The organism is Asticcacaulis machinosus (assembly GCF_028550435.1).
GTDB classification, from domain to species: Bacteria; Pseudomonadota; Alphaproteobacteria; order Caulobacterales; family Caulobacteraceae; genus Asticcacaulis; species Asticcacaulis machinosus.
In genome coordinates this window covers 497,665-524,314 of record NZ_JAQQKV010000001.1, presented here as the reverse complement: position 1 = coordinate 524,314, position 26,650 = coordinate 497,665, and the positions used below count along the sequence as shown (strand labels likewise).

The 26,650-nt window shown below is 54.3% G+C and carries 23 protein-coding genes and 1 riboswitch; of the genes, 12 read left to right on the top strand and 11 right to left on the bottom strand.

Translation table 11 applies throughout. The features are described from left to right. Positions 1–15: 15 nt before the first annotated feature. Both PQU98_RS02535 and PQU98_RS02530 read right to left on the bottom strand, forming a co-directional pair. Positions 16–1,203: a hypothetical protein gene (locus PQU98_RS02535; RefSeq protein ID WP_272743296.1), complete on the bottom strand. Its 1,188-nt coding sequence runs from the start codon at positions 1,201–1,203 to the stop codon at positions 16–18. Continuing rightward, positions 1,203–2,420, bottom strand: coding sequence for a hypothetical protein (locus tag PQU98_RS02530; RefSeq protein ID WP_272743295.1), 1,218 nt, complete (start codon positions 2,418–2,420; stop codon positions 1,203–1,205). Before PQU98_RS02530 ends, PQU98_RS02535 begins: the two co-directional genes overlap by 1 nt. 102 nt (positions 2,421–2,522) lie before the next feature. Between PQU98_RS02530 and PQU98_RS02525 the strand changes: the two genes are divergently transcribed. Beyond that, positions 2,523–3,686, top strand: a complete 1,164-nt coding sequence (locus PQU98_RS02525) for a glycosyltransferase (RefSeq protein WP_272743294.1) — start codon at positions 2,523–2,525, stop codon at positions 3,684–3,686. A gap of 100 nt (positions 3,687–3,786) precedes the next feature. Here the strand turns inward: PQU98_RS02525 and PQU98_RS02520 are convergent, their stop codons facing one another. Beyond that, positions 3,787–4,239 carry a glycine zipper 2TM domain-containing protein gene (locus tag PQU98_RS02520; protein WP_272743293.1) on the bottom strand — a complete coding sequence of 151 codons (453 nt, stop codon included), beginning with the start codon at positions 4,237–4,239 and terminating at the stop codon, positions 3,787–3,789. A gap of 314 nt (positions 4,240–4,553) precedes the next feature. Here PQU98_RS02520 and PQU98_RS02515 point away from each other — a divergent pair, with 314 nt between their 5' ends. Both PQU98_RS02515 and PQU98_RS02510 read left to right on the top strand, forming a co-directional pair. Further along, positions 4,554–5,807 carry a class I SAM-dependent RNA methyltransferase gene (locus PQU98_RS02515; RefSeq protein ID WP_272743292.1) on the top strand — a complete coding sequence of 418 codons (1,254 nt, stop codon included), beginning with the start codon at positions 4,554–4,556 and terminating at the stop codon, positions 5,805–5,807. Beyond that, positions 5,804–6,472: a glycosyltransferase gene (locus PQU98_RS02510; protein ID WP_272743291.1), complete on the top strand. Its 669-nt coding sequence runs from the start codon at positions 5,804–5,806 to the stop codon at positions 6,470–6,472. The genes PQU98_RS02515 and PQU98_RS02510 overlap by 4 nt, the downstream gene beginning before the upstream one ends. Here PQU98_RS02510 and PQU98_RS02505 read toward each other — a convergent pair. Continuing rightward, positions 6,469–8,274: a lytic transglycosylase domain-containing protein gene (locus tag PQU98_RS02505; protein WP_272743290.1), complete on the bottom strand. Its 1,806-nt coding sequence runs from the start codon at positions 8,272–8,274 to the stop codon at positions 6,469–6,471. The two genes, PQU98_RS02510 and PQU98_RS02505, sit on opposite strands and share 4 nt — an antisense overlap. A gap of 86 nt (positions 8,275–8,360) precedes the next feature. Then, positions 8,361–9,230, bottom strand: a complete 870-nt coding sequence (locus PQU98_RS02500; protein WP_272743289.1) for a uracil-DNA glycosylase — start codon at positions 9,228–9,230, stop codon at positions 8,361–8,363. Between the two features lie 104 nt (positions 9,231–9,334). Between PQU98_RS02500 and PQU98_RS02495 the strand changes: the two genes are divergently transcribed. The 9 genes from PQU98_RS02495 (at position 9,335) to PQU98_RS02455 (ending at position 20,218) form a co-directional block, all read left to right on the top strand. Beyond that, positions 9,335–11,014: an electron transfer flavoprotein-ubiquinone oxidoreductase gene (locus PQU98_RS02495; RefSeq protein ID WP_272743288.1), complete on the top strand. Its 1,680-nt coding sequence runs from the start codon at positions 9,335–9,337 to the stop codon at positions 11,012–11,014. Between the two features lie 42 nt (positions 11,015–11,056). Further along, entirely contained in the window at positions 11,057–12,835 is a 1,779-nt protein-coding gene (locus tag PQU98_RS02490) for a tetratricopeptide repeat protein (RefSeq protein WP_272743287.1), read from the top strand. Continuing rightward, entirely contained in the window at positions 12,835–13,725 is an 891-nt protein-coding gene (locus PQU98_RS02485; protein ID WP_272743286.1) for a 4-(cytidine 5'-diphospho)-2-C-methyl-D-erythritol kinase, read from the top strand. Before PQU98_RS02490 ends, PQU98_RS02485 begins: the two co-directional genes overlap by 1 nt. Positions 13,726–13,815: 90 nt before the next feature. After that, on the top strand, positions 13,816–14,568 hold the full coding sequence (locus PQU98_RS02480) for an NYN domain-containing protein (protein ID WP_272743285.1): 753 nt from the start codon (positions 13,816–13,818) through the stop codon (positions 14,566–14,568). A gap of 147 nt (positions 14,569–14,715) precedes the next feature. After that, a riboswitch (glycine riboswitch) is annotated at positions 14,716–14,809 on the top strand. A gap of 206 nt (positions 14,810–15,015) precedes the next feature. Further along, positions 15,016–16,143 carry a glycine cleavage system aminomethyltransferase GcvT gene (gcvT, locus tag PQU98_RS02475; RefSeq protein ID WP_272743284.1) on the top strand — a complete coding sequence of 376 codons (1,128 nt, stop codon included), beginning with the start codon at positions 15,016–15,018 and terminating at the stop codon, positions 16,141–16,143. Between the two features lie 26 nt (positions 16,144–16,169). Continuing rightward, on the top strand, positions 16,170–16,535 hold the full coding sequence (gcvH, locus tag PQU98_RS02470; RefSeq protein ID WP_272743283.1) for a glycine cleavage system protein GcvH: 366 nt from the start codon (positions 16,170–16,172) through the stop codon (positions 16,533–16,535). 7 nt (positions 16,536–16,542) lie between these two features. Continuing rightward, entirely contained in the window at positions 16,543–17,883 is a 1,341-nt protein-coding gene (gene gcvPA, locus PQU98_RS02465; protein WP_272743282.1) for an aminomethyl-transferring glycine dehydrogenase subunit GcvPA, read from the top strand. Between the two features lies 1 nt (position 17,884). Beyond that, positions 17,885–19,444, top strand: coding sequence for an aminomethyl-transferring glycine dehydrogenase subunit GcvPB (gene gcvPB, locus PQU98_RS02460; protein WP_272743281.1), 1,560 nt, complete (start codon positions 17,885–17,887; stop codon positions 19,442–19,444). Between the two features lie 216 nt (positions 19,445–19,660). Next, a complete protein-coding gene (locus PQU98_RS02455; RefSeq protein WP_272743280.1) occupies positions 19,661–20,218 on the top strand; it encodes a PGPGW domain-containing protein in 558 nt (185 codons plus the stop codon). A 55-nt stretch (positions 20,219–20,273) separates the two neighbouring features. Here PQU98_RS02455 and PQU98_RS02450 read toward each other — a convergent pair whose 3' ends face one another. The 6 genes from PQU98_RS02450 to smc form a co-directional block, all read right to left on the bottom strand. Continuing rightward, positions 20,274–20,762 carry a F0F1 ATP synthase subunit B family protein gene (locus tag PQU98_RS02450; protein ID WP_272743279.1) on the bottom strand — a complete coding sequence of 163 codons (489 nt, stop codon included), beginning with the start codon at positions 20,760–20,762 and terminating at the stop codon, positions 20,274–20,276. 10 nt (positions 20,763–20,772) lie between these two features. Then, positions 20,773–21,423: a F0F1 ATP synthase subunit B family protein gene (locus tag PQU98_RS02445; RefSeq protein ID WP_267526830.1), complete on the bottom strand. Its 651-nt coding sequence runs from the start codon at positions 21,421–21,423 to the stop codon at positions 20,773–20,775. A 117-nt stretch (positions 21,424–21,540) separates the two neighbouring features. Further along, positions 21,541–21,765 carry a F0F1 ATP synthase subunit C gene (locus PQU98_RS02440; RefSeq protein ID WP_189486895.1) on the bottom strand — a complete coding sequence of 75 codons (225 nt, stop codon included), beginning with the start codon at positions 21,763–21,765 and terminating at the stop codon, positions 21,541–21,543. Between the two features lie 47 nt (positions 21,766–21,812). Further along, positions 21,813–22,574 (bottom strand): F0F1 ATP synthase subunit A, encoded by a 762-nt coding sequence (locus tag PQU98_RS02435; RefSeq protein WP_272743278.1) that lies wholly within the window; start codon positions 22,572–22,574, stop codon positions 21,813–21,815. Positions 22,575–22,631: 57 nt separating this feature from the next. Beyond that, complete coding sequence (locus PQU98_RS02430; protein WP_272743277.1) at positions 22,632–22,961, bottom strand: AtpZ/AtpI family protein; 330 nt, start codon at positions 22,959–22,961, stop codon at positions 22,632–22,634. Between the two features lie 227 nt (positions 22,962–23,188). After that, complete coding sequence (gene smc, locus PQU98_RS02425; RefSeq protein WP_272743276.1) at positions 23,189–26,650, bottom strand: chromosome segregation protein SMC; 3,462 nt, start codon at positions 26,648–26,650, stop codon at positions 23,189–23,191.

Genomic DNA, 26,650 nt, shown 5'->3' with positions numbered 1-26,650 from the left:
CCTCTTAATATAAGCTTACCCGGCCCATAACTTCGCTTTTATGTCATGGCGGTGAACCATTGCCATGCTGGCGCCCGAAAAAATAATCAGGACAGCATACATAAATACCGTTAAGGCGTCGGGGGACATGCCTTCGATATCTGCCATGCGCAAAATGAGCGTCATGACTGATAGAGCCGAGAAGCCAATGACGATCCGATTGAAATATGTCTCACCCAAAGATCGGCTTAGCATGACGATAAGCGCTATGAATGCCGGCACGATCAGCAGATCATAATCCATAAGACGTGGATTGAGCATGAGGGCCATGCCAAGGCCTAGTAAAATACGTTCATCACGGGTGGCGTTTGAGAATTCGGCTATGAACCATCCGGCCAGAACCATGATGCCTGCAAATAATAAGTATACTGAGAGGGTAATGGGGGATGAGGCACCAAGTCCCAACGCAGCGGCCCAGGCAAAGAAGCTCATGCCAGACTGTTCTGAAACGACAATCTGATCGATGCGCGCTTGCCAGATATCAAAAAATGGGCCTGCGGTCGCAAAAACAGAAGCAACGGCGGTGAGGCCCAGCACTGCCCCAAGGCCTGCAAACCCGATACGGCTGAGAACAGGTTTATCCTGATACAGAAAGACAACCAGATAGGTCAGTAGAGTCGGTTTGATCAGGGCGGCAAACACAACGGCCAGCAAAAACGGCCAGCGGGTTTTATGGATTCCCAGTGCCACCAGAAGGATCAGGCCGTGCAGGAAAAGACCAATATTGCCGCTGGCGATGGATGACCCGGTCAGCAGCCCAAAGCCTAAGGCCCGCACATTCAGCGGGATATGATCAAAGGGTTTGCGCAGGCTGTACCATGCGGTCAGCAGCAGCAGAGGGATCAGCAGGCACGCATATAATAGCCTTGCCCCGTCCAGACCGACCGCGTCTATGAACGGGATGAGCGTTTTACCCACCTGAGGCGCATAGACATAGGCGGCGGGTTTTAGTCCTTCGCATACGGGGGCTAGGTCGTAGGGCGACAGTCCACGCCGGATATGATCCGCACCACAAATCAGGGCGTCGAAATCATTGAACCACCACTTGCCCTTGGTAAGGCGCCCCAAAAGGCTTGACGTCACCGGCAGGGTGAAAAAAAAGATCAGCAGTCCCATTGACCATTTTGACTGCGTTTTGCGGTTTAGCCACTCCAGAGCCGACATCAGGCAGACTTCCGTGCAGGCATAAGCCGTTTTATGGGGGCCATCACCGCCTGTGGATCGCTTTTGAAGCTAAGATAACCTGCCGTCAGCACATAAAGACTTAAGGCCAGGGTCGCTATACGTGTGGTATAATCGCCCAGTTCCACCGCATTACCGATGAGGACAAAGGCACAGATTGATGTCAGGATCGTAAGACCTTTGTCCTTGATCCAGATTGCGAGCTTATGTGATGGGCTAAGGCTTCGACTGTTCAAGGCAATGACTACCAGACCCACACCGATCAGGAATACATCCTGTGACATCAGGCGCGGGATCATCAGCACACCGAGGCTCAAGCCCAGCCATGCCCGGTTGATTGCTGATAACTTAAGCGCCTCAGCAATCGCAAAACCAGCCAATGTCATAAGACCGGCAAACAGGATAAACCCTAAGCCCGCCAAGGTTCCGTTGCCGCTAAGGCCGAATAAAGCCAGCCACCCATAATAGCTTTCACCGGGTGTGACCTGATATACAAAATGAGAGAGGGTTTCGCGCCAGATAGCTGACAGGGCCGATCCATCGGTGGCGAACAGAACCGTCGGCAATAGTCCAAGGATAGCTCCGGTTATAAAGAGTCCTAAGCGCTTAACGATCGGCGCGTCTATAAACAGTACGACCGCCAAATAGGTCAGGAACACGGGCTTTACGATCCCGCAGAGGGCGACAATCGCCACAAACAGCCAAGGCCCCCACCAAAAGCTGGTGGTGACCAGTAAGGCACTAAAACCGACGGCGGCATGGCATAGAACGGCGATATTACCCCACACCACGGCACTGCCGGTCAGAAATGCGGCAAAAGGTATTTTCTGGATCAGTTGAGCGGGTGTTTCTTTGCGCAGATAAATCAACCAGATCAATGCCAGCAGGCTAAAGACATAGACTATGGCATACGCCGTTTGCAGGCCGGGCTGACCTAAAATACGGGCAAGTGCGGCGGCAATATCCGCAATAACCGGCAGATAGACAAAAACCGCCGGGCGCATACCCTCGCACGCCAGTTGAAGGTCATATATCGGCTGCCCCTCGATGATCTTTTGCCCAGCGCAGGCAATGGCCTGATAATCCCCAAACCACGCTTTGGACTTGCCGATCTTGCCAATCAGGCCGGATAAAAGGGGCAGACTGAAAATGAAAACCGTGGCGACATATTTCACCTTCGGCGTTAAAAGTGACTTCATCGAAACAATTGACCTCATGACCCCTATTGGCGGGACATTATCTTGCCGCTATAGCAGGCCATAGGCATTTTTACGAAGAATTAGCTAAATCAGGAGTTTTTTTTGTCGGACGTTGATACCAAGGCAGGGCCCGGCGCACCTGATCTCAGCATGATTATCTGCACCCTTAACGAAGGGGCCGCTATACGCAGTGTTGTCACGGAGATTTGTGACGCTCTGGCCGGCATCGATTACGAGATAATCGTCCTTGACGATGACTCTAAGGATCAGACCCAATCCGAAGTTCTCGATCTGGCCAAGACGAACCCGCGTGTTCATCTGCATGTTCGCTACAATGAGCGTGGTTTGTCATCAGCAGCGATTATGGGCTGGGACCATGCCCGCGGGCGCTATCTTGGGGTGATGGACGGCGATGGTCAGCATGACCCAAAGGCTATCCGTGAAATGGCCGACAAGATTATGTCTGAGAAAAAAGACCTGATGTGTGTTTCGCGTTATCTGGGCGATGCTGATACCGGGTTGAGCTGGTTCCGTGATCTGGGGTCAAAGGCTGCAACGGCTGTCTCAGGATTGGTACTGAAGGCACCTTTGACTGATCCGTTAAGCGGTTGCTTCATCATGACGCGTGAGTGGTACCTCAATGCGCGCCCCAAGCTGACGGGGGTTGGATTTAAAATCCTTGTTGATCTGGTGGCGTCGACCTCTATCCGTCCGAAATTTGGCGAGGTTAAGGCTTCCCTTCGTCAACGACAGGGCGGTGAATCTAAGCTTGATCTGCGGGTTGTTCTGGATCTCGCGGCCCTCCTGATAGAAAAGGCGACTAACGGATTCCTATCCGCGCGATTTGTGTTGTTCGGTGTGGTCGGTGTTTCGGGCGTATTCGTCTATGCTTTGATGCTGGCCTTAAGCCATGCCATAACGCGCGTGGAAGGCGGAATGTCTCTTTATCGTTATCAGGTTCGGTTCGACGACATTATTAATTATGGTCTGGCCATATGGTTGTCCATGACCTGGAATTTTTATATCAATAATATCATTACCTTCCGCGATAAACGACTGAGCGGATGGCCCATGATCACTGGCTTGATCGGGTTCTATTTTGCATGCAGCATAGGAGCGTTGTTGAGCCTTGGGGTCGCTATTCTGCTGAAGGATTACCTGGGTGTTCACTGGTTCGCCGCAGGCGTCAGTGCTGCACTTTTAAGTGGTGTTTGGAACTATTGGGGTGCCAAGGCGTTCGCCTGGAATCGCAAGAAGGGCGTCTAAAAAATCACCCTCTGCACGAATGCGCAGAGGGTGGGGGTAAGGCCCGGAAACCGGAGGGGATAAGGGGAGGAGCGGGACGCCGATCCCCGAACCTTATCCATTACCAGCGGTCGCTGCGGCGGTCGTAGCGGTCGTCATGATGATCACGGCGATCATCGTAACGGTCATTGCGGTCGTAGCGATCGTGACCATAGCCGGTTTGGCGGTATTCATAACGTGGGCGGCCATAGCCATTGTTTTGGTAGGCATTGGTGTAGCGCGGATCACAATCGGCGCTGTTTTTACCGACCTGCGAACCGACGGCGGCACCAAGGACGGCGCCCAAAATCGTACCTTCGGTCTTGGCGTTACGGGCAGACACGCCGTTACCCAGAGCCGCACCAGCAACCGCACCGATAATGGCGCCATTGGCCTTACCGTTTGAGCGGTCGACCGAGCAGGTGTTGTAACGGTCGCGGGCCGAAGCGCTCACAGGGGCGGCGACGGTGGTGATCATGGCGGCGGCGGCCAGAGCCGACAAAGCGATCTTATTGGTTTTGCTCATCTTCAACATGGTTTGCTCCTTTAACCTTTGAAAACCGGTGGTGAAAAACTTCATCACCGTTGTTGAGAACCTTTATAAGCCTGCCAACATGAACGGGATTTGAGAGGTTTGTTCATTTTCGTTCACATTCAAAATATATAATCTTAGAATTATTTCATAAAATCATATGTTTATGTGGTTTTTGAGTGAAGCGCATTTGGTGGCCGGTAAAATTAATGCAGATATTTCGCGACTAAACCCGGCCTAAATTGCGCCAGCCCTTCTCAAATCCTCGCTTAGGCCCTATGAGGAGCCTCCTTCACGTCAGTTTGAGTTCAAAGCCTATGGCGCAACACACCTTATCGATTGCCCATATAGGGTTTCAGGGCGACGGCATCACCGCCGATGGGGTGTTTGTGCCGCTCACTCTTCCGGGCGAAGAAGTGCGGGCTGACATCCACAAGGACCGCGCCGATCTGATCGAGGTGCTCACCCCCAGTCCCGACCGTGTGGCGCCCCCTTGCCGCCATTTCAGCCGTTGCGGGGGCTGCGCGCTTCAGCACTGGGATATGGCGGCCTACAGTGCGTGGAAGCATGATCTGGTGGCATCCATGCTAACGAAGGCTGGTCTGGAAACCCAGGTAGAGCCCATACTGACTACGCCGGCCCATACCCGCAGACGCGTAGGACTTCATGCCAAACGCATCAACGGGCCCAAAGGTACGTTTCGTGTCGAACTGGGTTTTAAGATGCGCAAGTCCTGGGATCAGGTGCGTATCGAAGAATGCCCGGTGGCTGATCCGCGTATTGTGGCCGCACTTCCGCATCTGACCGAACTGGCGCAGGCGCTGTTCGAGCATCCCAAGTCAGCCCCCATTTTGAATGTAACGGTCTCTGAGACGGGGCTCGATATCGACATTCGCGGCGTAGAGCGCAGCAAAAGCGGTGGTTTGAGCGCGGACGGGCGGATGCAGATTGCTATGACGGCATCGGCGGCTGATTTTGCGCGCGTTACCCTGTCCGATGAAATTCAATATATGGCCAGATCACCGCAGGTGCGCTTTGGGCGGGCGATGGTCGATCTGCCGTTTGGGCCATTCCTTCAGGCCAGTCCAAAGTCAGAAGCCGACATGGTGCGTCTGGTCACGCAGGCTGTGGCGGGCGCAAAGAAGGTGGCTGATCTGTTTTGCGGGTCGGGTACCTTTACTTTTCCGCTGGCCGAGCAGGCGGTGGTCTATGCGGCTGACGGGGCCGCCGGTGCCGTGGGGGCGCTAAAGTCGGCTATGGGGCGGGTGAATGGTCTTAAGACCATAACGGCTGAGGTGCGTGATCTCTATCGGCGGCCGATGCTGGCAGTCGAAATGAACGGGTTTGACGCTATTGTCTTTGATCCGCCGCGCGCAGGGGCCGAAGAGCAGGCCCGTGAGATTGCCCTGTCATCCGTCAAACGGGTCGTGGCGGTCAGTTGTAACCCGCAGACCTTTATTCGCGATGTCCGCATACTTCGCGATGCTGGGTTTACGCTTGATAGCGTTACGCCGATTGATCAGTTTCTATGGTCGGGTCATGTCGAGGTGATCGGAGTATTGTCACGATGATATCGGTCATTATCCCCACGATCGATGCCGAAGATTCGCTGGTGCGCACTTTAAGTGCGCTGGTGCCGGGGGTCGTTGAGGGGCTGATCAAAGAAGTTATTGTGGTCGATGGCGGCTCGACCGATGCGACCTTGGAGATTGCCGATTCTACCGGCTGCCGCATCGTTCATGCCGATGCCAGCCGGGGCCTGCAACTGTGGCAGGGCTGCCGGGAGGCGCGGGGAGACTGGCTGTTGATCCTGCACTCGGATTCGCAATTGGGTGAAGGGTGGATGGATCAGATACACCTGCACATGCGCCAGTACCCGCAGAGGGCGGGCTATTTTCGGCTGACCTTTGATGATCCGTCCTGGCTGGCGGCATTCTGGGCCGAGGCGCTGGCGTTTCGGGCGCGCTGGTTTGGGGCACCCTCCGGTGATCACGGACTGTTTATGTCACGCGCGCTCTATGATGCGGTCGGTGGCTACAAGGATCAGGCGGCTTACGAAGCTCTGAGTATGGATCTGTCTCTGGGACGGGCGCGGCTTAGAGCCATATCGACGCCGCTAATCACCAGTGGTGAGCGCTTTAAGCGCAAAGGTTGGGCATTTTCCCAGATCGGCAAGGGATTAAGCTTTATAGCCTATCTGCTGGGGTTTCCGCCAAAGCCACCCAAAAAAGCCTAGTTCAGGCTTATGGCGCGGGCGTCCTTGGCGGCGTGTTTAAGGCTGGCGGGTGTTTCGCCCATCAGGTGGCTATAGATCCAGTACGCGGCTACGACCTCTTCGACATATTGCCGGGTCTGAGCAACTGGTATCGATTCCATAATGAGCAGGGCGTCGGCATCCGGGCCCAGCGCATTGACGGCATCCTGAACCGGACGGGGGCCGGCATTATAGGCGGCAACCGCGCGCAAAATGTCGCCGCCAATAGGTTTGGCGGCCAGAAGACGCTGAATATATTGCTGACCTATGGTCAGATTAGTTTCCGGATCAAGTAGGTCAGCAGGTTTGGTGAGTAGCTTTTTATCCCCGGTAACCAAAGCGGCTGTTGCAGGCATCAATTGCATTAAGCCGTAAGCCCCTGCATAGCTCTGAGCCTTAGGGTTGAACTTGCTCTCCTTGCGGGCGATGGCAAAGACCAGCGCCTTATCAATCTCAAAGCCGCCTTTGGGTTTGAAATCGGGTTGAAGGTAAGACGAAGAATCAAACAAGCGGTCCGAGCTTTTAAGCTTTGAAACCGACAGCTTGTGATAGGCGGCCAATGCCAGCCAGTGATTACGCATAGTATCATCAGAAGCGCGTTGAATGGCGTCCTGTAATTCCGTACGGGCATCGCTGGTGCGGCCGATCTGCATGAGCGTCGTTACGCGTTTGGCTTGCGGGTTCGTTTTGGTCCATTCAAAATCGTCGGACAGGGTCAGCGCCAGAGTGCGAGAATCGTTACTAAGCGCCGGGGGGAGCCCCTTTTTAGCTAGAACCACCGCCGGTTCAATGCCCAGACGTTGCTCCGCTACGAGACCGTAGAATGTGAACGGGAACGACGCCGCTATACGGAAATAACCGTCAGCATTGTCTTTTTTATTAAGCATGAGGGCGGAACGTGCTGCCCAATAAGCGGCGCCCGACTGGCTCCAGGCGTTTTGGCTGGGGTCGTTGATGACAAAATCGAAGTGTTTTTCAGCCTCGGCATAGCGTTTCAGGCGATAGGACGCCAAACCGGCCACCCAGCGATCCCCGACCTGCACACCCAGTTTTACGGCCTGCTCGAGTTGGTTATTATTATAGGCCGAGCGGGCGGATTTGGGGGTCAGGCTTGAGTCTGGATTTACACTGCCGCTGGTTTTAGTTGCCTCTTGGGCGGGGCGATCAAACATCGCCGTCATGGCGTTCAGGCCGGCTACCGGATTTAGGCTGGCCAGGCGAAGCGAGTCTGGCTCGGCTTTACCTGAAGCTTTCGCCAGAAGGGGTAAGGGCGGATCAACTTCACCTTCCGGCTTTTTGCGCTTGGCCAGAGACCAGACCCGCATCGACATGGGCAGGTCGGAATAGCGCTCAAGCCAGGCTGTCAGTTCGCCATAGGATGATGTGTAATTACCATTGAAAAGCTTGTAAAATTCCAGATACCCCTGAAGCGTTTTGTCGGCAATCTGCGAACTTTTGCCCTGCGCCCCCTCAAAATCCCCTTGGGAAATCATGGTGAAAGCCTGATCATAAAGATCAGCATCCCACGGCGTCATATTGCTGGTAGCGGGTTGGCCTTTGGTAATCAATTTAGGAACGTTTGCCGGGGCGGTTGAGATGGCCTGATAAGGTACAGGCTGCGTAGGGGTGGCAACGACGGGTTCTGATTTATCGCGGGTTTCGGCGGCTGTCGCTATGGTGCAAATCGATAAGGTTGTGAGCAGGCTAAATGCAGATGCCCACAAGGATTTGCGAAGGTTGCGCCCAAATGTGTTTACATAAACAGGGCTGTGATCAAGTCTCAAGATGTCCCTCCGTCAGGGTGTATCCGAAATTCGCGCCACAGCGCTACATAAAGAACTAAGCCGTTAAAGTACCGAATTAATAAGCGTTAAGCAAGTCTTTGGGACAATTCCAGCAGATCACGCCATACCAATGCCTTGGCCATCGGCTGTTTCAGCAACAGGGATGGATGAAAACTGGCACGTAAAATCGGGCTGTGATCACCGATAAGCGGCGTGAAACTAAGATCTTTTCCGCGCAATTTCTGAATGCCGTCGTTCAGATCAAGCACGACCTTAACGGCGGCCGGGCCCATGAGCCAAACAACATCCGGTTTCATGATTGAGATGAAGCCATGTAAAAACGGCGACATCAGGGCTGCGTCCGAATCCGTCAGGGGGCGATTACCCGCTGGTCGCCAGAACACAGCCGGCAGGGCATAAAAATGATCGCTTAATCCGGCCAGCGACACCATCTGATCGAGCATTTTTCCTGATTTGCCGCTAAAGGCCGTGCCACTATCATCTTCGTCGGCATCAGGTGTATCGCCAATAATCAGTAAGCGGGCATTTGGATTGCCGCGACCTTTAACCAGACTTTTGCCACCCTCATAACGTAGTGGCAACGCCTCAAACTTTTCTAGATGGGTGTAGAGTTCATCTGTGGAGGTTGCTGTACTGGCCAGATGTCGTGCCTGATTGAGGGCAATGTCAGGATCATAGTGGCGCAGATTCTCCGGCACCAGCGCATTCAGATTGACGTTATGCGAAGTTTGCGTTACCTGATTGTTGACGTTCGCGGCAACTTTTTTAGGTGCGCCTCTGGACGCCGAACCTGATTTATTTTCGTTGAGTGTTCTGTTAACAGGCTGGATTTCATAGGTTTCTTCAATGTCGTGTTCTGACCAAAAGCCAAGATAGCTTTCCAGCGCCTTTATGGCGTCATGAAAAGCATGAGGAGGGGGTGCAGACAGGGACAAAGAATAACCCTATAGGGAATGAGGCGTTTCGACGGTGCCCATCATTAGTGGCAATTGATGTGGGAATCAAAACTTAAGTGCGTGTGGCAAGAGGCGAATAAGGTATGGCTGAGACGATAGAGCGCGAAAGCATGGAATATGATGTCGTGATCGTAGGTGGCGGTCCGGCCGGCCTTTCGGCTGCAATCCGGCTTAAACAGCAGGCAGAAAAAGCGGGGGCGGAGATCAGCGTAGCTCTGCTGGAGAAGGGGTCTGAAATCGGGGCGCATATTCTGTCTGGCGCCGTTATGGATCCGGCGGGACTGGAAAGGCTTTTCCCTGACTGGAAGGCAATGGGCGCGCCGCTTGAAACGGCGGTGACTGAGGATAGGTTCATCTATCTGGGGCCGCAGGGGGCGCTGGATATTTCGTGGCTGCCGATGCCAGGCTACATGAAAAATCACGGATGTTTCATCGGGTCTCTCGGTAATCTGACGCGCTGGATGGCAGAACAGGCCGAAGGGCTGGGCGTTGAGATATACCCCGGCATGGCGTGCTCGGAAGTGCTTTACGACGATGATGGCGCGGTCGCCGGTGTGGTCGCCGGTGTCTTTGGTCTGGATCGCAAAGGCGAGCCCAAGCCGGATTTCCAGCCCGGCCTTGAATTACGGGCGAAATATACTTTCTTTGCCGAAGGTGTGCGGGGATCGCTGTCGCAGCAGCTAATCAAAAAGTACGAACTTGATAAAGGTGCTGATTTTCAGAAATATGGTATTGGGCTCAAGGAATTATGGAAGATTCCGAAATCAAAGCATAAGCCCGGATACGTTCAGCATACTTTGGGTTGGCCGCTGGATGATAAGACCGGCGGCGGATCGTTCATGTATCACTTTGGTGAGGAATATGTCTCAATCGGCTTTGTGGTCCATTTGAACTATCAGAACCCTTACCTGTCGCCGTTTGATGAGTTTCAGCGCTTCAAACAGCATCCGGTTATACGTGAACACCTAGAAGGTGGGACGCGCATTTCTTACGGCGCGCGTGCCATCTCCGAAGGCGGTTTTCAGTCGGTTCCAAAGCTGAATTTTCCGGGCGGCTTGCTTATCGGAGATGGGGCGGGCTTTGTTAATGTGCCGCGCATCAAAGGCAGCCATAACGCTATCAAAACCGGCATTCTGGCCGCGGATGCTGCATTCAAGGCCCTGACCGATGAGGCAAATGCGCCTGCCAATCGCAGCCTTGAGGCCTATCAAATTGCCTATGACAAATCGGACGTCGCCAAAGAACTCAAGCTGGTGCGTAATGTAAAGCCGATTTTGACGCGCTTTGGCACCGGTTTGGGGACGGTGCTGGGCGGTATGGAAATGCACGTCACCAAATTTTTGGGCGGGATGTCGGTTCTGGGAACCCTGAAACACGGAAAATCCGACGCTCAGTCGCTCAAGCCTGCGGCTGAGTTCAAGCCGATAGTTTATCCTAAGCCCGACGGCGTTTTAAGCTTTGATAAACTGTCGTCTGTTTTCATTTCCAATACAAACCACGAAGAAGATCAGCCGGTTCATCTGACCTTAAAAGATGAGCGCGTGCCGATCGACATCAACCTGGCAAAGTATGCGGAGCCTGCGCAACGCTATTGTCCGGCAGGGGTTTATGAAATTGTTGGATTGGAAGATAATAAACCACGCTTGCAGATCAACGCCCAGAATTGCGTTCATTGTAAGACGTGCGACATCAAAGATCCGACACAAAATATTGTTTGGGTGACGCCTGAAGGCGGGGGTGGCCCGAACTATCCAAATATGTAATGGTGAGCGCAGTTGCACACCCGTCGTTGAAAGTTTTACCTGATGGATCAGATACTGCCGCGCTATTCACGCAATTCGTTGGTGGCAGGCCTGTTATTAATGGCGGGTATCCTGAGCGCAAATCCGGTATTGGCGGCACCTGCGGGTGAAGGACGGGTGAAGTTCGCGAAGGCTACACCCAACAGCGCTTACGGCGAATATCTGGTCGGAAAATATGCCGTGTCGCGCGGTGATACCATGGTGGCTGCGGAGTCGCTGATTTCGGCCGCCAAAGCCGATCCTTTAAACGAAAGCCTTAGAGAGAAAGCCTTTATCGCCGCTCTTCTGAGTGGTGATATTGACTATGCGGTTTCCGCTCGCCCAACCCATTCTGAGAGCCCGCGCTATATTCAGGCCCTTGGCGATCTGGTGGTAGCCGTTGATTACATCAAGGCCAATAAACCGCAAAAAGCCGGCGAGGCTTTGGATAAGATGCTGGCGCTGCAATCGCAAAATCGCACGGGCGCTCTGTTACGGCCGTGGGTTTATGCGCTTGATGGCAAGTGGGATCAGGCTCTGTCGGGGGCGCCTCAGAGTCGCGATCGTTTGTTGTCGTTGTTCGGGGCGCTTGATCAGGCGATTTTGTCTGAAATGCGGGGCAAAAATACCGAAGCCGAAGCGCTTTACAAAGAGCTTTATCAGCCGGGTGCCGTTGGTGTGTTTTTTGGACCCAACTACGCCGCGTTTCTTGAACGGCGTGGGCGTAAAGATGAGGCGCTGAAAATCTATCATGATATAGCTGCCATTTCGCCGGATGTGCTTACTGACCAATCCATTGCGCGTATCGGGGCTGAAAACTATGTTAAGCCACCGTTGCCGAGTGTAAGGCAAGGCATTGCTGATACGCTGCTGATGTCGGCCACGCTTTACCTGACTGAACAGCAGGTTGAGATGGCCCTGACGTCGCTTCGATTATCGCTTTACCTCAATCCGGATCAGGATCGCGCCAAAATTCTGCTGGGGCAGGTCCACGGTAAGATGCGTGATTTTAATTCCGCGCAAAAGGTGTGGGCTGAGATAGAACCTAATTCTCCATTCTATCGTGAAGCGCAGATGCGTCTGGCGTGGAGCCTGAATGATCATGATCAAAAGGATCGTGCGTTTGAGATTTTAGCTAATCTTTCCAAGGCGGATCCGCAAAATCTTGATCTGACGGTTCAGATGGCAGATATTTTGCGCGCCCAGAGCAAATATCAATCGGGTCTCGATCTGATCCGTGACCGTGTGAAGCTCTACGGTGACAGTGATTTTACCTGGCAGGCCTGGTTCATGCAGGCCGTACTCTACGACCAGCTAGGGCAGTGGGACATGGCCGAAAGTGCCGTCAAAAAGGCCAAGACGCTCGCGCCAGACCGACCTGAAGTCCTAAATTTTCTGGGCTATGGCTGGATTGAACGCAACATGCACGTCAAGGACGGCATGGAATTGGTGCGAAAAGCCCTGGAGGCCGATCCGAAATCAGGGGCGATGATGGACTCATTGGGGTGGGGGTATTATCGCCTTGGTGAATATGATCAGGCGCTGGACTGGATCGAGCAGGCCATTCTGCTGGAACCGTCTGACCCTGAAGTGAATGAGCATCTGGGTGATGTTTACCGTGCTCTGGGGCGTGGCGATGAGGCGCGGTATCAGTGGCTGCGTGTATTGACGCTTGAGGGCGCCAGTGAAAAGCAACTGGCCTCGGTCAAACAAAAACTCGGTGATACCGAAGTTAAGGCAAAAAATACGGTGGCTTCGGTCGATGCGCCGTCACCCGCCAAGGCCGTCACCCCGAAGCCCTAATGATTGATATATCACCTTCTCTGACGATGTTGGCGCGCGCCAAGGTCAATCTGTACCTGCATGTGGCGGCACCTGATGCTAGAAACTATCATCCGCTACAAAGCCTTGTCATGTTTGCTGATGTCGGGGATGAAGTTGTTTTGCGTCCTAAAAACGTGGGCGAAGGGCCAAGGCTGACCTGTTATGGCCCCTTCGCAGACGGGGTGCCGACCGATGGCGGAAATCTCATCCTAAAGGCATTGCGCCGATTTGAGATGGTATCAGGTGTCAATATTGACCGGCATGATGTTCATCTGACCAAGAATTTGCCGATAGCCTCAGGGCTTGGCGGCGGCTCAGCGGATGCCGGTGCGGTTCTGCAACTTTTGCGCATCCATTATGCGCCAGACATGGCAGGTGAAACACTCGAAGCCATAGCGGCCACGACGGGCGCTGACGGTGCCATGTGCCTGTGGGCTCAACCCGCCTTGGCCGAGGGGTACGGAGAGCGCCTGACGAACCTGTCTTTACCCGCCGTTCCCGCCGTATTGATCAATCCGGGTATAACCTGTTCAACCCCGGAAGTTTATGGTCAGTATGACAGGCTTGGTCAATTTGCACCTATTGAGGCCAGCGCGCCGTTTCGATCCGGTATCAATATTGATAATCTGATTCACGCGCTATCCGAAACCCGCAATGATCTGGAAATGGCCGCCATTCACCTGCATCCGCAGATAGGCGATCTTTTGACGAGTTTAGGTGACGAGCCTGAAGCCCGTCTGGCCAGACTGTCCGGTTCCGGAGCGACTTGTTTTGCCCTGTGTGACACGCTTAAAGATGCGCAAAACTTAGCCCAGCGGCTGAGCGTAAAATATCCGCAAAGCTGGGTCAGGGCCTGCACGCTTAGCTAAATATGCACGGTGTTACACGAAAGCTGCTGACAAGGGCGTAAACATCGGGCAATACTTAATCACGGGTTAATGGGGTGGTTAAGTCCGAGTATGTCCAATCACAATAAAAACAGACGGCTGGACAAAAGCCTTGAGACTGAAAAAGGTTGGTCACTACCATTTTTCCGTAAACGCGCGGCCATCTATTATGATGGTTTCAATCTGTATCACGCGGTTGATGCCTACAAACGCCCCTATCTGAAATGGCTGGATCTTAAAGCTTTGGCGCGGGCATTGGCGCCTGCGGATGAAGTTGTTAAACGCGTCGTATGGTGTTCAGCCTTTCGGCCGCAATCCAAAGCCAAAATGAAGCGGCATGATGATTACATGCAGGCCCTGAAAGCGCGTGGCGTCGTGGCCCGTATGGGGCATTTTGTGTCGGCGCTGGACGGTTGTAATTCGTGCGGGCACACCTGGCACCTGTCGATTGAGAAGCAAGGGGATGTTAATCTGGCACTGTCGATTGCCGCTGATGCCGAGGATAATCTGTTTGATGTCTGTTATCTGGTGACCGCCGATGGTGATCATGCGGCGACAGCGCGTTACCTCAAGGAGCGCTTTCCTAAAAAGAAGCTGGTGCTTGTGTCGCCTCCGGGACGTTTTCCGAATAAACACATATTATTATATGCTGATGCTCACATCGAAATTGAGCGGGAGCATCTGGAAGCCTCATTACTGCCGCAGGCTGTACGTCATAAAAAGAAGCTTTTAGCGCCGCCCAAGGTGATTGAACGACCAGAAGCTTATGACCCGCCTGAACTGCGCGAAAAGGGTCACCTTAAAATGATCGTTAACAATGGCTAGAGCAACGTGCAGAAAAGTGCCAAATTCGGTCTTTGGGGTTTTCTGCAAAAAACGTTGCGCCAAAAAAACTTAGAGCCAGATTTCGTTTCAATAAGATGAAATTGGCTCTAGCGCTTGACTCTTTACGGTGTATATCGCACAAGCGAGATATATCATGCGGGAGAGATTGCGGGCATGACTCGCAACGCCGAAGGCGCAACCGCCCCGGAAACGCTCAGGCACCACGGACCGCACGATATGCTAAACGCTGGAAAGTGATCGTCTGAGCATTTTGCGAAAAAGTGGATACCGGTTTTTCGCTCAAAAATACGCTTTGATGATCCGCCGAAGGAGCAAGACCCCTGCCGCTAACAGGGGTTGAAATCTCTCAGGTTCAATGGACAGCGGGGGCAGAACTACGCATTGTTCTGTGATCCCGCATTCGCGCCTGTTGACCGAGGTTTGCTCATGGCTGACGCCCCAAATACTGAGACACTGAAATATACCCGTCTTTATCAGCGCCACGTTGATCTGGGTGCGCGCATGGTGCCGTTTGCCGGTTATGCCATGCCGGTGCAGTATGACGGCGTGCTGGGGGAGCACAAATGGACACGCGCCGAATGTGGCCTGTTCGATGTGTCGCACATGGGGCAGGCGCGTTTGAAGGGCAAGGACGCGATTGCCACGCTTGAGGCGCTGACACCGACGGATTTCAAGGTTTTAAAAGCGGGCCGCCAAAAATATTCGCTGCTACTCAATGATAATTCCGGCATACTTGACGACCTGATGGTGTCACGTCCGGAAGCTGACGGCTTGTTTCTGGTGGTCAATGCCGGCTGCAAAGATCAGGATTTCGCCTATATCGGTCGGAACCTTAAGGGCGACACCTCGCTGGAGATCTTAAGCGACCGTGCCCTGCTGGCCCTGCAAGGCCCAAAGGCCAAGGATGTGATGGCCAACATCATTCCGGCAGCTTGCGACATGTACTTCATGGATTGCGGTACGTTCATCTGGCAGGGGCATACGGTCTATATTTCCCGCTCCGGCTACACCGGCGAAGATGGTTTTGAAATTTCAGTCCATGAAAATCAGGTCGCGGAATTGTGGGATGCTTTGCTGTCTGATCCGGTTGTGAAGCCCATTGGGCTTGGGGCGCGCGACAGCCTGCGCTTAGAGGCCGGAATGCCGCTCTATGGCCACGAGATGGATACTGGCTATAGTCTGGCCGAGGCCAATCTCGGTTTTGCCATGTCAAAATCACGCTTGGAGGCCGGAGATATTTTGGGCTTTGACCGCCTGAAACCTGAGCTTGACGGTGGTTTGACGCGCGTGCGTGTCGCCCTGAAAGGGGAGGCGGGCCCGCCCGCCCGTGAAGGTGCCAAAATCCTCAATGAGGCTGGCGAAGAGATTGGCTATATTACCTCTGGAGGGCCGTCACCTTCAGCGGGGGGGCTGATCGCCCTGGGCTATGTGCCACCAGCTTTTTCAGAGGTAGGGACAAAATTGACGTGGGATGTGCGCGGTAAGGCCTATCCATGCACCATAGTTACCTTGCCGTTTGTCAAAAATGGCTATCACCGTAAAAAATCAGCTTAATTTCAAATTCTTATAGGGGTTTCCTAATGCGCTTTACCAAAGATCACGAATGGGTACTGGTCGAAGGCGATACAGCTCTGGTGGGTATTTCGGCATACGCCGCCGATGCCTTGGGCGACGTTGTCTTCGTTGAACTGCCGGAAGTTGGCAAAACCGTAAATCAGGGCGACAGCTTCGCGGTCGTCGAAAGCGTCAAGGCGGCATCCGACGTCTATGCGCCCATATCGGGCGAAGTCATCGCTGCCAATGATGAACTGTCCGGCAGTCCCGAAATCATTAATGCGGCTCCCGAAGGTACGGGCTGGCTGGCGAAGATCAAGCTGTTGGACGCGGCTCAGGTCGAGGCTCTGATGGATCGCGACGCTTACGAAGCCTTCCTGTCTACGCTGTAAGGGTATTATGAGATATTTACCGTTGAATGGGGCCGATCGGGCCCAAATGCTGGCCACGATCGGCGTCAAATCCGTTGATGATCTGTTTGTCGATGTGCCGGCCTCGGCGCGTCTGACAGCGCCGGTTAATCTGCCGCGCTATGCCGGTGAGATGGAAGTTGAGGCGCAGATCAGGGCAATGGCCGCTAAGAATCTTAGCCCATCGCGCGTACCGTTTTTTGTCGGGGCTGGGGCTTACCGCCACCACGTCCCATCAACGGTTGATCATATCATTCAACGGTCTGAGTTCCTGACCAGCTATACACCGTACCAGCCTGAAATCGCGCAGGGTACCTTGCAGGTTCTGTTTGAGTTCCAGACGCAGGTCGCGCGCCTTACCGGTATGCCTGTGGCCAACGCCTCGCTCTATGATGGTTCAACCGCGGCCGCCGAAGGCGTGCTGATGGCGCAGCGCATCACCAAGCGCAATAAGGCGGTCATGTCCGGTGGTCTGCACCCGCATTATACCCATACGGTTGAGACTCTGGCCCATGCCGTGGGCATGGAGACTGAGGCCTTGACCCCGGCGGTTGATGCCGAAGCAGAGGTGCTCAAGCACATCGACAAAGACACGGCCTGCGTGGTCGTGCAGACGCCGAACGTGTTTGGTACGGCGACTGACCTGACGAAGATTGCCGCAGCCGCGCAAGCCGCGGGGGCGCTGCTGATCGTGGTGGTCACCGAGGTTATGTCATTGGGGCTTCTGAAATCGCCCGGTGAGATGGGCGCGGATATTGTCGCCGTCGAAGGCCAGTCCATCGGCGTGCCTTTATCGTTTGGCGGGCCCTATGTCGGCCTGTTTGCGGCCAAGGAAAAATATCTACGCCAGATGCCGGGCCGCCTCTGCGGTGAAACCGTCGATGCCGATGGTGAGCGTGGCTTTGTGTTGACGCTGTCGACGCGTGAGCAGCACATCCGGCGCGATAAGGCGACTTCCAATATCTGCACCAATTCAGGTCTTTGTGCGCTGGCCTTTAGTATTCACATGAGCCTGTTGGGCCAGGAAGGGCTTAAGCGGGTTGCCAAGATCAACTATGCCAAAGCTCATGCTCTAAAAGATCAACTGGCGGTGATAGCCGGTGTGGACGTTCTGACGCCGCGTTTCTTCAACGAGTTCACGGTAAAGCTCCCGAAGTCAGCCGCAGAGGTCGTCGAAGCCTTGGCATCAAAGGGTATTTTGGGCGGGGTGCCATTTACACGTCTGCACAAGGATGAGGCGTTTGATAATCACCTGATTATCGCCGTGACTGAAACCGTTTCCGATACTGACATGAGCGCGTTTGTTGCCGCTCTGAAAGAGGTGCTCTAAGATGTCCATGAATGCTGTTGGCCGTCCGACACGCCCTGAAGATGTCGCTGAAACCTCGGTTGAGTTTAAGTCGCTGACCGGCGGCAAAGGCCTTTTGCAATATGAACGCCTGATATTCGAGAAGAAGGATTACACCCGCACGGGCGTTGATTTCGCGGATATAGACATTATGCCCTCGGATCTCGGTGACCTTGTGCGCGGTGATGATCTGGGCTTACCGGGCCTGGCTGAGCCGGAGGCCATGCGTCACTATGTCCGCCTGAGCCAGAAGAACCACGCCATCGATCTGGCGCTCTATCCGCTTGGGTCGTGCACCATGAAGCATAACCCGCGCCTGAACGAAAAGATGGCGCGTCTGGAAGGTATTGGCGACATCCATCCGCTGCAACCGGCCTCGACCGTTCAGGGCGCGCTGGAGCTAATGGACACGCTGGCGCACTGGCTTAAGACCCTGACGGGTATGCCGGCGGTCGCTTTGTCGCCCAAGGCAGGCGCGCATGGTGAGTTGTGCGGTTTGCTGGCCATCAAGGCTGCGCACGAAGCCAAGGGGCAGGGGCATCGTCGTACGGTGCTGGTGCCATCGTCGGCGCACGGCACTAATCCGGCCACAGCCGCCTTTGTGGGCTACAGTGTGCGCGAAATCGCCCAAACCGCCGATGGGCGCGTTGATCTGGCGGATCTGAAGTCCAAAATCACGGATGATGTCGCCGCCATCATGCTGACCAACCCCAATACCTGCGGGTTGTTTGAGCGTGATATTGTGGACATCGCCAAACTGATCCATGACGCAGGGGCCTATTTCTACTGCGACGGCGCCAATTTTAACGCCATTGTTGGCCGGGTGCGTCCAGGTGATCTGGGCGTCGATGCCATGCACATCAACCTGCATAAGACCTTCTCGACGCCACATGGCGGTGGCGGGCCAGGGGCGGGCCCTGTGGTGTTGTCTGAGGCTCTGGCGGCCTATGCGCCGACGCCGTGGGTGGTGAGCACCGGCAATGGCTATGCGCTGGAGGAATTTGGCGAAGAGGCTTCGGCTGCTAATTTTGGCCGCATGTGTGCTTTCCACGGTCAGATGGGCATGTATGTCCGCGCTCTGACCTATATGCTGAGCCACGGATCAGATGGTCTGCGTCAAGTGGCGGAAGATGCGGTGCTTAACGCCAATTACATCAAGGCGTCGTTGCAGGACATCATGAGCGTGCCGTTCCCGGACGGGCCCTGTATGCACGAAGCCCTGTTTGACGATAAATGGCTGGAGGGCACGCAGGTGACCACGCTCGACTTCGCCAAGGCGATGATCGATGAGGGTTTCCACCCCATGACCATGTATTTCCCGCTGGTTGTGCATGGTGCCATGCTTATTGAGCCGACCGAAACCGAATCAAAAGCCGAGCTTGATCGTTTCATAGACACGCTTCGGGCACTGGCGGCGACAGCCTTAGCCACCAAGAACAATGCGGATGAAGTCGCTCGCTTTAAAAACGCGCCTCATCTGGCACCCACACGACGCCTGGATGAAACCAAGGCGGCGCGCCAGCCAAAGTTGACCTATGGTTAAGTAGCCTTAACTGTTTGTAACAATTAATTTTTAGAGCGTTATGCTATAAACTTAGACCTCGGTATGATGTGCCGGGGTCTTTTTTATCACAGTATCAATTTCTTACCTAAGTTGATCATGAAAGACATGAAAACGCCGCTTCACTGCCTTTACTCTAATGGCCTATGCGCCCATATGGGGCGTATGACCCCATAACCTGATTTGTCGGATATGTTGATGACCGCGCCGAACGACAGCTCTCCTACGGGTATCCTGCCCGTTGCCGTACCGAAAGGGCGGATGAGGGAACGTGCGCGCCAACAGCCTAAAGCGAAGCGGTCGTTTTTTCAGGATACTTTCAAAACGCGCAAGCCTAAATTTTCCAAGCGGGTTTTACGCGAAATTGAAAAGGCGGCTAAAGCCCGTCTCAATATTAAACCCCGCAGTCTCTTAAGTCGGATATTGAAACCTGTCCTGATTGCTGCGGGCGCTTCTTTGGTGTTGCTGGGGATTTTGATTGCGCCGCTACCAGGGCCTATGGGCATGCCGCTATCGATTGCGGGCTTGATCATCATGATGCGCAACTCCTACTGGACGAAGCGCAAGTTTATGGAACTCAAGCGCTCACACCCCAACTGGATTATGCCGCTGCGAAAATTATTGCGGAAAAACCCGCCCATATTTTCGATTTTTTGGCAGCAAATCCTGCGCACAGAACGGCTGCTTCTTAAAAAAGAAGGTAAGATGCTGTCGGCCTTCCGGCGCAGATTTCTTAGAAAACACAGACATCATTAAAAAAACCCGCCGGTTAATCCGGCGGGTTTTTTTATTTGAGTTTAGTCTAAACAAATCAGGATAAACGCTGACCGATTTGACCAATGGCTTTATCAACCAAGGGATCGCTTTTGAGACCGGCAGCGCGCTCGATCAAAATCGTCTCTGTCAGCTTCGTCGCCAGATCAGCGGCGGCAGCCTTAACGTCGGCCTCCGCTTTAGCTTCGGCCTGAGCAATTTTGCGCTCGGCTAAGGCCTGGCGGCGGGCAATCGTTTCCGCCAGCTTTTCTTTGGCTTCTTCGGCCAGACGCACGGCTTCGGATTCGGCAAATGCGACCAGTTCTTTGGCCTTTTGCTCAGCCTCAAGACGCTCGGCCTTGATTTGATTGAGCAAAACCTGCGCTTCCTGACGAATGCGCACAGCTTCATCCAATTCGGCGCGAACGGCATCACCTGTGTCGCCTAACGACTTCCACAGATTAGCGGGCACTTTCATGACCACCAGCAGGGCAAAGAACAACAGAAGGCCGATCTGTACCCAAACTTCGGGATTAGAAAAATCCATATCTGTGCTCCTATGCCTTGCTCAAAGCGGCTTTAAGGGCCGTTTTGGTGGCGGCTTTGCCGGTTAGTTTTTCCACCAGAACACTGGCCGTTTCCGTGGCAATATCTTCGACGTAGGCCATAGCCTTGTCGCGTGAGGCACGGATGCTGGTTTCAGCGTCTTCGATCAGAGCGTTAAGCTTGGCGTCTTCTTCAGCCTGAACCTTGGCGCTTTCAGCGGCAGCCTTGGTCTTAGCGTCAGAGGCCAGCTTACGGGCTGCGGCATGGGCGGCTGCGGTTTCTTCGGCCGACATTTTAGCCTGAGCCTCAGCCTCGTCACGAATGGCGCGGGCGTTGGCCAGATCTTCAGAAATGGTCGAACCGCGCGTTGAGATAACGCCGCGCAGTTTGGGCGCGAACATCTTGGCGATTGCGATGTAGAGGATGGTGAATATGATCACCAGCCACACGATTTGTCCCGCCCAGTGTTCGGTTTGAAACTGAGGCAGGCCCTTGGCATGGGCTTCACCACCGGCATGTTCAGTGCTTTCATGCGTATCTGCATGAGCATCTGCCGGGGCAGTGGCTACGGGGTCCAGGGTGGCTACCGTCGTAACGGGCGCCGTATCGGAAGGCTCCGCAGCCGGCGACATAGCCAGGGTGTCGTTTGCGGCGCTCATCATGAATTCCTTTAAAAGCCCGAAAATTTCAGGCCGTAAACGGGACTATCTGTAAACAAACCCGCGGATCAGAAACGGTTAGGCTCCTGATCCGCGGAAATATATGCTTGTTTAGGCGAATTAGCCGTTCAGGATCATGATGGCGATAACGAAGGCCAGAATGCCCAGAGCTTCGGTCAGCGCCATGCCGATGAACAGGTTGGTCTGTTGCGACTTAGCAGCCGAAGGGTTGCGCAGAGCGGCCTGGAAGAAGTTGCCGAACAGTACGCCGAGGCCGATACCGGCACCGATCATACCAAGCATAGCCAGACCAGCGCCGAGGTATTTGTAAGCTGAAGCGTCCATAGACTTAAGACTCCTGATAGAGATTATTTAGAGGAAGAAGAAACCGATTAGTGGTGGCCTAAATTCACCACGTCATTCAGATAAACACAGGTGAGAACCGCAAACACGAACGCTTGCAGATAGGCCACCAGGAACTCCAGTGCGGTCAGAGCCACAACAGAGAGAAGCGGAAGAACAGCGCCAATGACGCCGCCGATGCCAAGGCCTGCCAGAGCGACCACAAAACCGGCAAACACTTTCATCACGATGTGACCACCGACCATGTTGCCGAACAAACGCAAGGACAATGTGATAGGGCGCATCAGGAAAGATACGATTTCGATGACGACGATCAGCGGCAGAATCCACCACGGCACGCCCGACGGCACGAACAGCTTAAAAAAGCCCAGCCCATTGCGCGCAAAACCGACGACAATCACGGTACCGATCGTCAGGACGGCCAAGGCGGCGGTAACGGCCAACTGTGATGTGGCGGTGAAATAGGTCGTCATCCCCACTAGATTAAGGCTCAGGATAAACAGGAACAGGGTGAAGATAAAGGGGAAGAAGTGACGACCTTCATCACCAATAATGGATTCGGCCAGATCATCGATCAGACCAAACAGGCCCTCAGCCATAACCTGCATGCGGCCAGGAATAATCGCGGTGCGGGCCGTGGCGAACAGGAAAAACAACAGCACAGCCCCGGTACCGATCATCATAGCCAGAACCGAATTGGTGATCGACAGGTCGATGGGGATACCAGCTACTTCTACCGTGGGAAGCTCAACGATCTTTTGGATCTGAAACTGGTGTAACGGATCGGCCATACGCCCTACCTCTTTAAATCATCAATATCAAAAGCGGATGGCTCCGCCTTAATCATCCTAATCTTTTTTCGACGCATCACTGTCTAAGGTGGATTTATTCGCTGATTTGGCGATCAGGTAAACACTGCCCGCCAGACCGATTAGAACACCCACAATCATACCCCACGGCTTGGTGCCAAGATATGTATCAGACAGCCACCCCAGTCCTAAACCGACGAAAATACCCCCAATCAGTTCGCCCAGGGCCTGATAGCCCGCGCTGGCGCCCGCTTCGGCGTGATCTTTTTTCGACGACTTACGCTTTTTCGCTTCAATAGCGTTAAGGCGTTGTTCAAGTTCATCGAGCTTGCGATCAGGCGAAGACTCTTTTTCGGGTTCATCTGTCATGTTTAAAACTTAGGCAGACGGATTACCTCCAAAGAGATAACCCTGCTTCGAACGGCGCGGAACCTAATCGCAAGGCGATCAAAGGTCAAGCAATGGCGGACGCTAAAGTGTAGTTATATGTATATTTATCTCTAAGCGTTGAAATTTTTTGACTATATTGTGCATTCAAATGAAATGACAGCGCTGTTCCGAAGGCCTTTTCGCATCGGAAGAGGGCGGTTTCCGGTTTAATCGGCCACCAGAGCTTCGGCCTGATGAAGATCGACGCTCACCAGTTGCGATACGCCGCGCTCGGCCATAGTGACCCCGAACAGGCGGTCCATACGGGCCATTGTCACAGGATTGTGGGTGATGGCGATAAAGCGTGTATTGGTGCGGTTGCGCATTTCATCCAGCAATTTACAGTATCTGTCGACATTGGCGTCATCGAGTGGTGCATCAACTTCGTCCAGAACGCACACCGGTGCCGGATTGGCCAGAAATACTCCAAAAATCAAGGCGGTTGCGGTCAGGGCTTGCTCCCCGCCCGACATCAGGCTCATGGTCGATAAACGTTTGCCCGGCGGACAGGCGAAAATCTCCAGTCCGGCCTCAAGTGGATCCTCCGATTCGACCAGACGTAACTCAGCCGAGCCGCCACCGAAGAGGGCCACAAAAAGGGCTTTGAAATGCTCATTGATAATTTCAAACGCTGCCAGAAGCCGTTCACGACCTTCGGCATTCAGTTCATCTATGCCGTCACGAAGCTTGGCAATTGCCGTTGTGAGGTCAAGGCGCTCCCGGCTTAAGGTTTCCAGGCGATCCTGATATTCACCGGCTTCTTCTTCGGCCCGCAGGTTTACCGCTCCCAATTGATCGCGTTCACGCTCTAAGCCCGACAAAAGGGATTCGGCACCTGCGGCATCGGCCGGGGTGGCAATGGCTTCTTCTTTAAGGCGGCGTCCCAGTGCCTCCGGGTCAGCGCCAGTATCGTTCAGGATTTGGGCCGCAATTTCGTCTTTGCGCATTTGTGCCGCTTCAAGGCGCGCACCGGCACCTGCGCGTTGTTCGCGTGCGGCAGCAGCTTCCTGTTCACGTGCCCGCTCAGTTAAGTCCGCTTCACGACGGTTATTTTCCGCCGCCTGCAACTTGTCACGGGCTTCGGTCAGACGTTTTTCCGCCGTTTCAAGAGAATCAAGCAGGGTAAGGCGCTTGTCCTCAAACGTGCGTGGTGCCTCTTTAGCTTTATCAAGCGCTTCGGCAGTGAGTTTCTGCTCTTTTTGCAGCCGTTCAATGCGAGCTTTTGAGTCGAGGTTGCGTCGCGTCCATTCACTCAGATCCCGGCTGATATTACGTTCCCGACCCTCGCGGGCGGCGCGATTACGTTTTTCGTCGTCAAGAGCTGACCGTGTTGCGGTTACAGACTGGCGTTTAATTTCAGCATCTTTACGCGCATTGTTGAGCGTTTGAGTGAGGTTTTCATGATTGCCAGATGCCGACTGCATAGCGCGCACGGCCTCGAGCGCTTCCGCAGATTCTATCATGCTCTCTTCAAGGCGAGCCAGGGTTTCAACCAGAGCCAGACTGCGCGCTTCAAAACGGGCTTGAGCTTTTTGCAATTCATCCAGTTTAATTTGTTGTCCGCGTAAGGCGCGCTCAAGATCAGGAATTTTTAGCCGTGCACTGCGTACATTATCTTCGTGACTCTTCTGGGCTTGCGTGGCGGCTGCCAGAAGGGTTTGGGCGCTGACAAGCTCCGGTTTTAGCTTGTCGATTTCGGTTTCCAGATCGTCTAACCGCGTTCGCTGTGAAAGCCTGACGGCCGCTGGTTTTGGTGCTTTGGCGCGAACTATGACGCCGTCCCAGCGCCACAGATCGCCCTCAATGGATACAAGGCGCGCGCCCATTGGCAATTGAGCCTGCAAACGATCGCCGTCAGATTGAACGACAACCCCAATCGCATTCAGACGGGCGGTCAGGGCGGCGGGGGCTTTAACGAACTGACTGAGAGGCGAAACGCCCGCAGGCCAATTAAGGCTGTTGTCAGTGGCGAAGTCTTCAACCCAAAAGGCGAGCGCATCGGTACTGTTACGCGCTGACAGCCGTAGGTTAAGGTCTTCGCCCAGGGCGGCCGCCAGCGCCAGTTCGTATCCTTTGTCAGCCCGTACGGCATCCAGAACAGGCGCTTTTTCCTTGGAATTACTGCCCAGAAGAATTTGCGATAACCCGCGCGCCTCGGCGGTCAGACGCCCCAGCTTGTCCTCGGTTTCGCGAACAGCCTTGCGCGCCTCGGCTTCGGCTTCGACAAGGGGAATACGCTCGGCGTCAAGGGTTTCGCTGGCTTTTCGGGCCTCATCAAGACTGAGTTGTGATGCGGTTACAGCCTGTTCAATTATGTCGATCGCACCGTGGTCAAATATGCCCAAGGCTGCTTTTTCAGACTGCGCGGCCTTTACCTGCGTCTGTGCGCGTTCAAAACGAGTCTCAGCGTCACGCAGGCGTGCCGTCTCAAGTCTCTGACGCTCAGTGAGGGCCGCGAGTTCTGACGCCAGACGTTCAATCGTATGGTCCGCGGTTTGGCGTGCCGTTTCGGCGGCTGCGGCTGCGGCCTCCAGTTCAGGCTCACGCGAAGGCGCGTCGGCAATCTCCTGCCTGACCTTTTCAAGCGCCGCTGTCAGACGTTCAATCTGGCTGTGGCCATCACCGGACAGGTCAAGTTCACGGGCGTGGTCGGATTGCTGCCTCTGCAAATCGGCTTTAAGTCGCTCAATCTCGTTGTTGACCTGTTTCTCTTCCAGATCAAGGCGTTCTTTTTCGATATTAAGGCGGTGCATGACCGTTGCGGCCACGGCCTCTTCTTCGCGCAGAGGCGGAATAATCCCTGCCGCCTTCAAAGCCTCCGTCTGGGCCACTGCCGCCGCACGGGTCGTATCCTCTACATGGCGGCTTAAGGTCTGCATCTCGCCTGTGGCCGACTGAAAAGCGGAGAGGGCCTCAAGCCATTTGGCATGCAGGATCGCTTTTTGCAGAGCGCGGATTTCAGCCGAAATTTTCTTGTATTTATCAGCCTGACGCGCCTCGCGCTTCAGGCGTGACAAAGCCTGATCCAGTTCGCGCGAAATATCATCCAGGCGCGACAGGTTGGTTTCGGCGGCCCGCAAACGTAGTTCAGCTTCATGTCGGCGTGTATGCAGGCCGGACACGCCCCCGGCCTCTTCCAGAACGCGCCGACGGTTTTGAGGCTTGGCGGCGATCAGTTCTGATATCTGCCCCTGACGGACAAGGGCCGGAGAGTTGGCGCCGGTTGAGGCGTCTGCAAACAGCAACTGCACGTCGCGGGCGCGGACTTCCTTGCCGTTGACCTTGTAAGTCGATCCTGCGCCACGGTCGATACGGCGTGCCACGTCCAAAACAGGTTGATCGGTAAAGGGCTGCGGTGCCAGACGATCGGTATTATCAATGGTAAGGGTAACTTCGGCCCAGTTACGCGACGGACGTTTGTCGGATCCGGCAAAAATGACATCATCCATGCCGGCGCCACGCATGGCCTTGGCAGAGGTGGCGCCCATGACCCAACGCAAGGCCTCCAGCAGATTGGATTTTCCGCAACCATTGGGGCCCACTATGCCCGTAAGGCCTGGGTCGATGCGAAATTCAGACGCATCGACGAAAGACTTGAATCCGGAAAGTTTAAGCCGCTGAAACTGCAC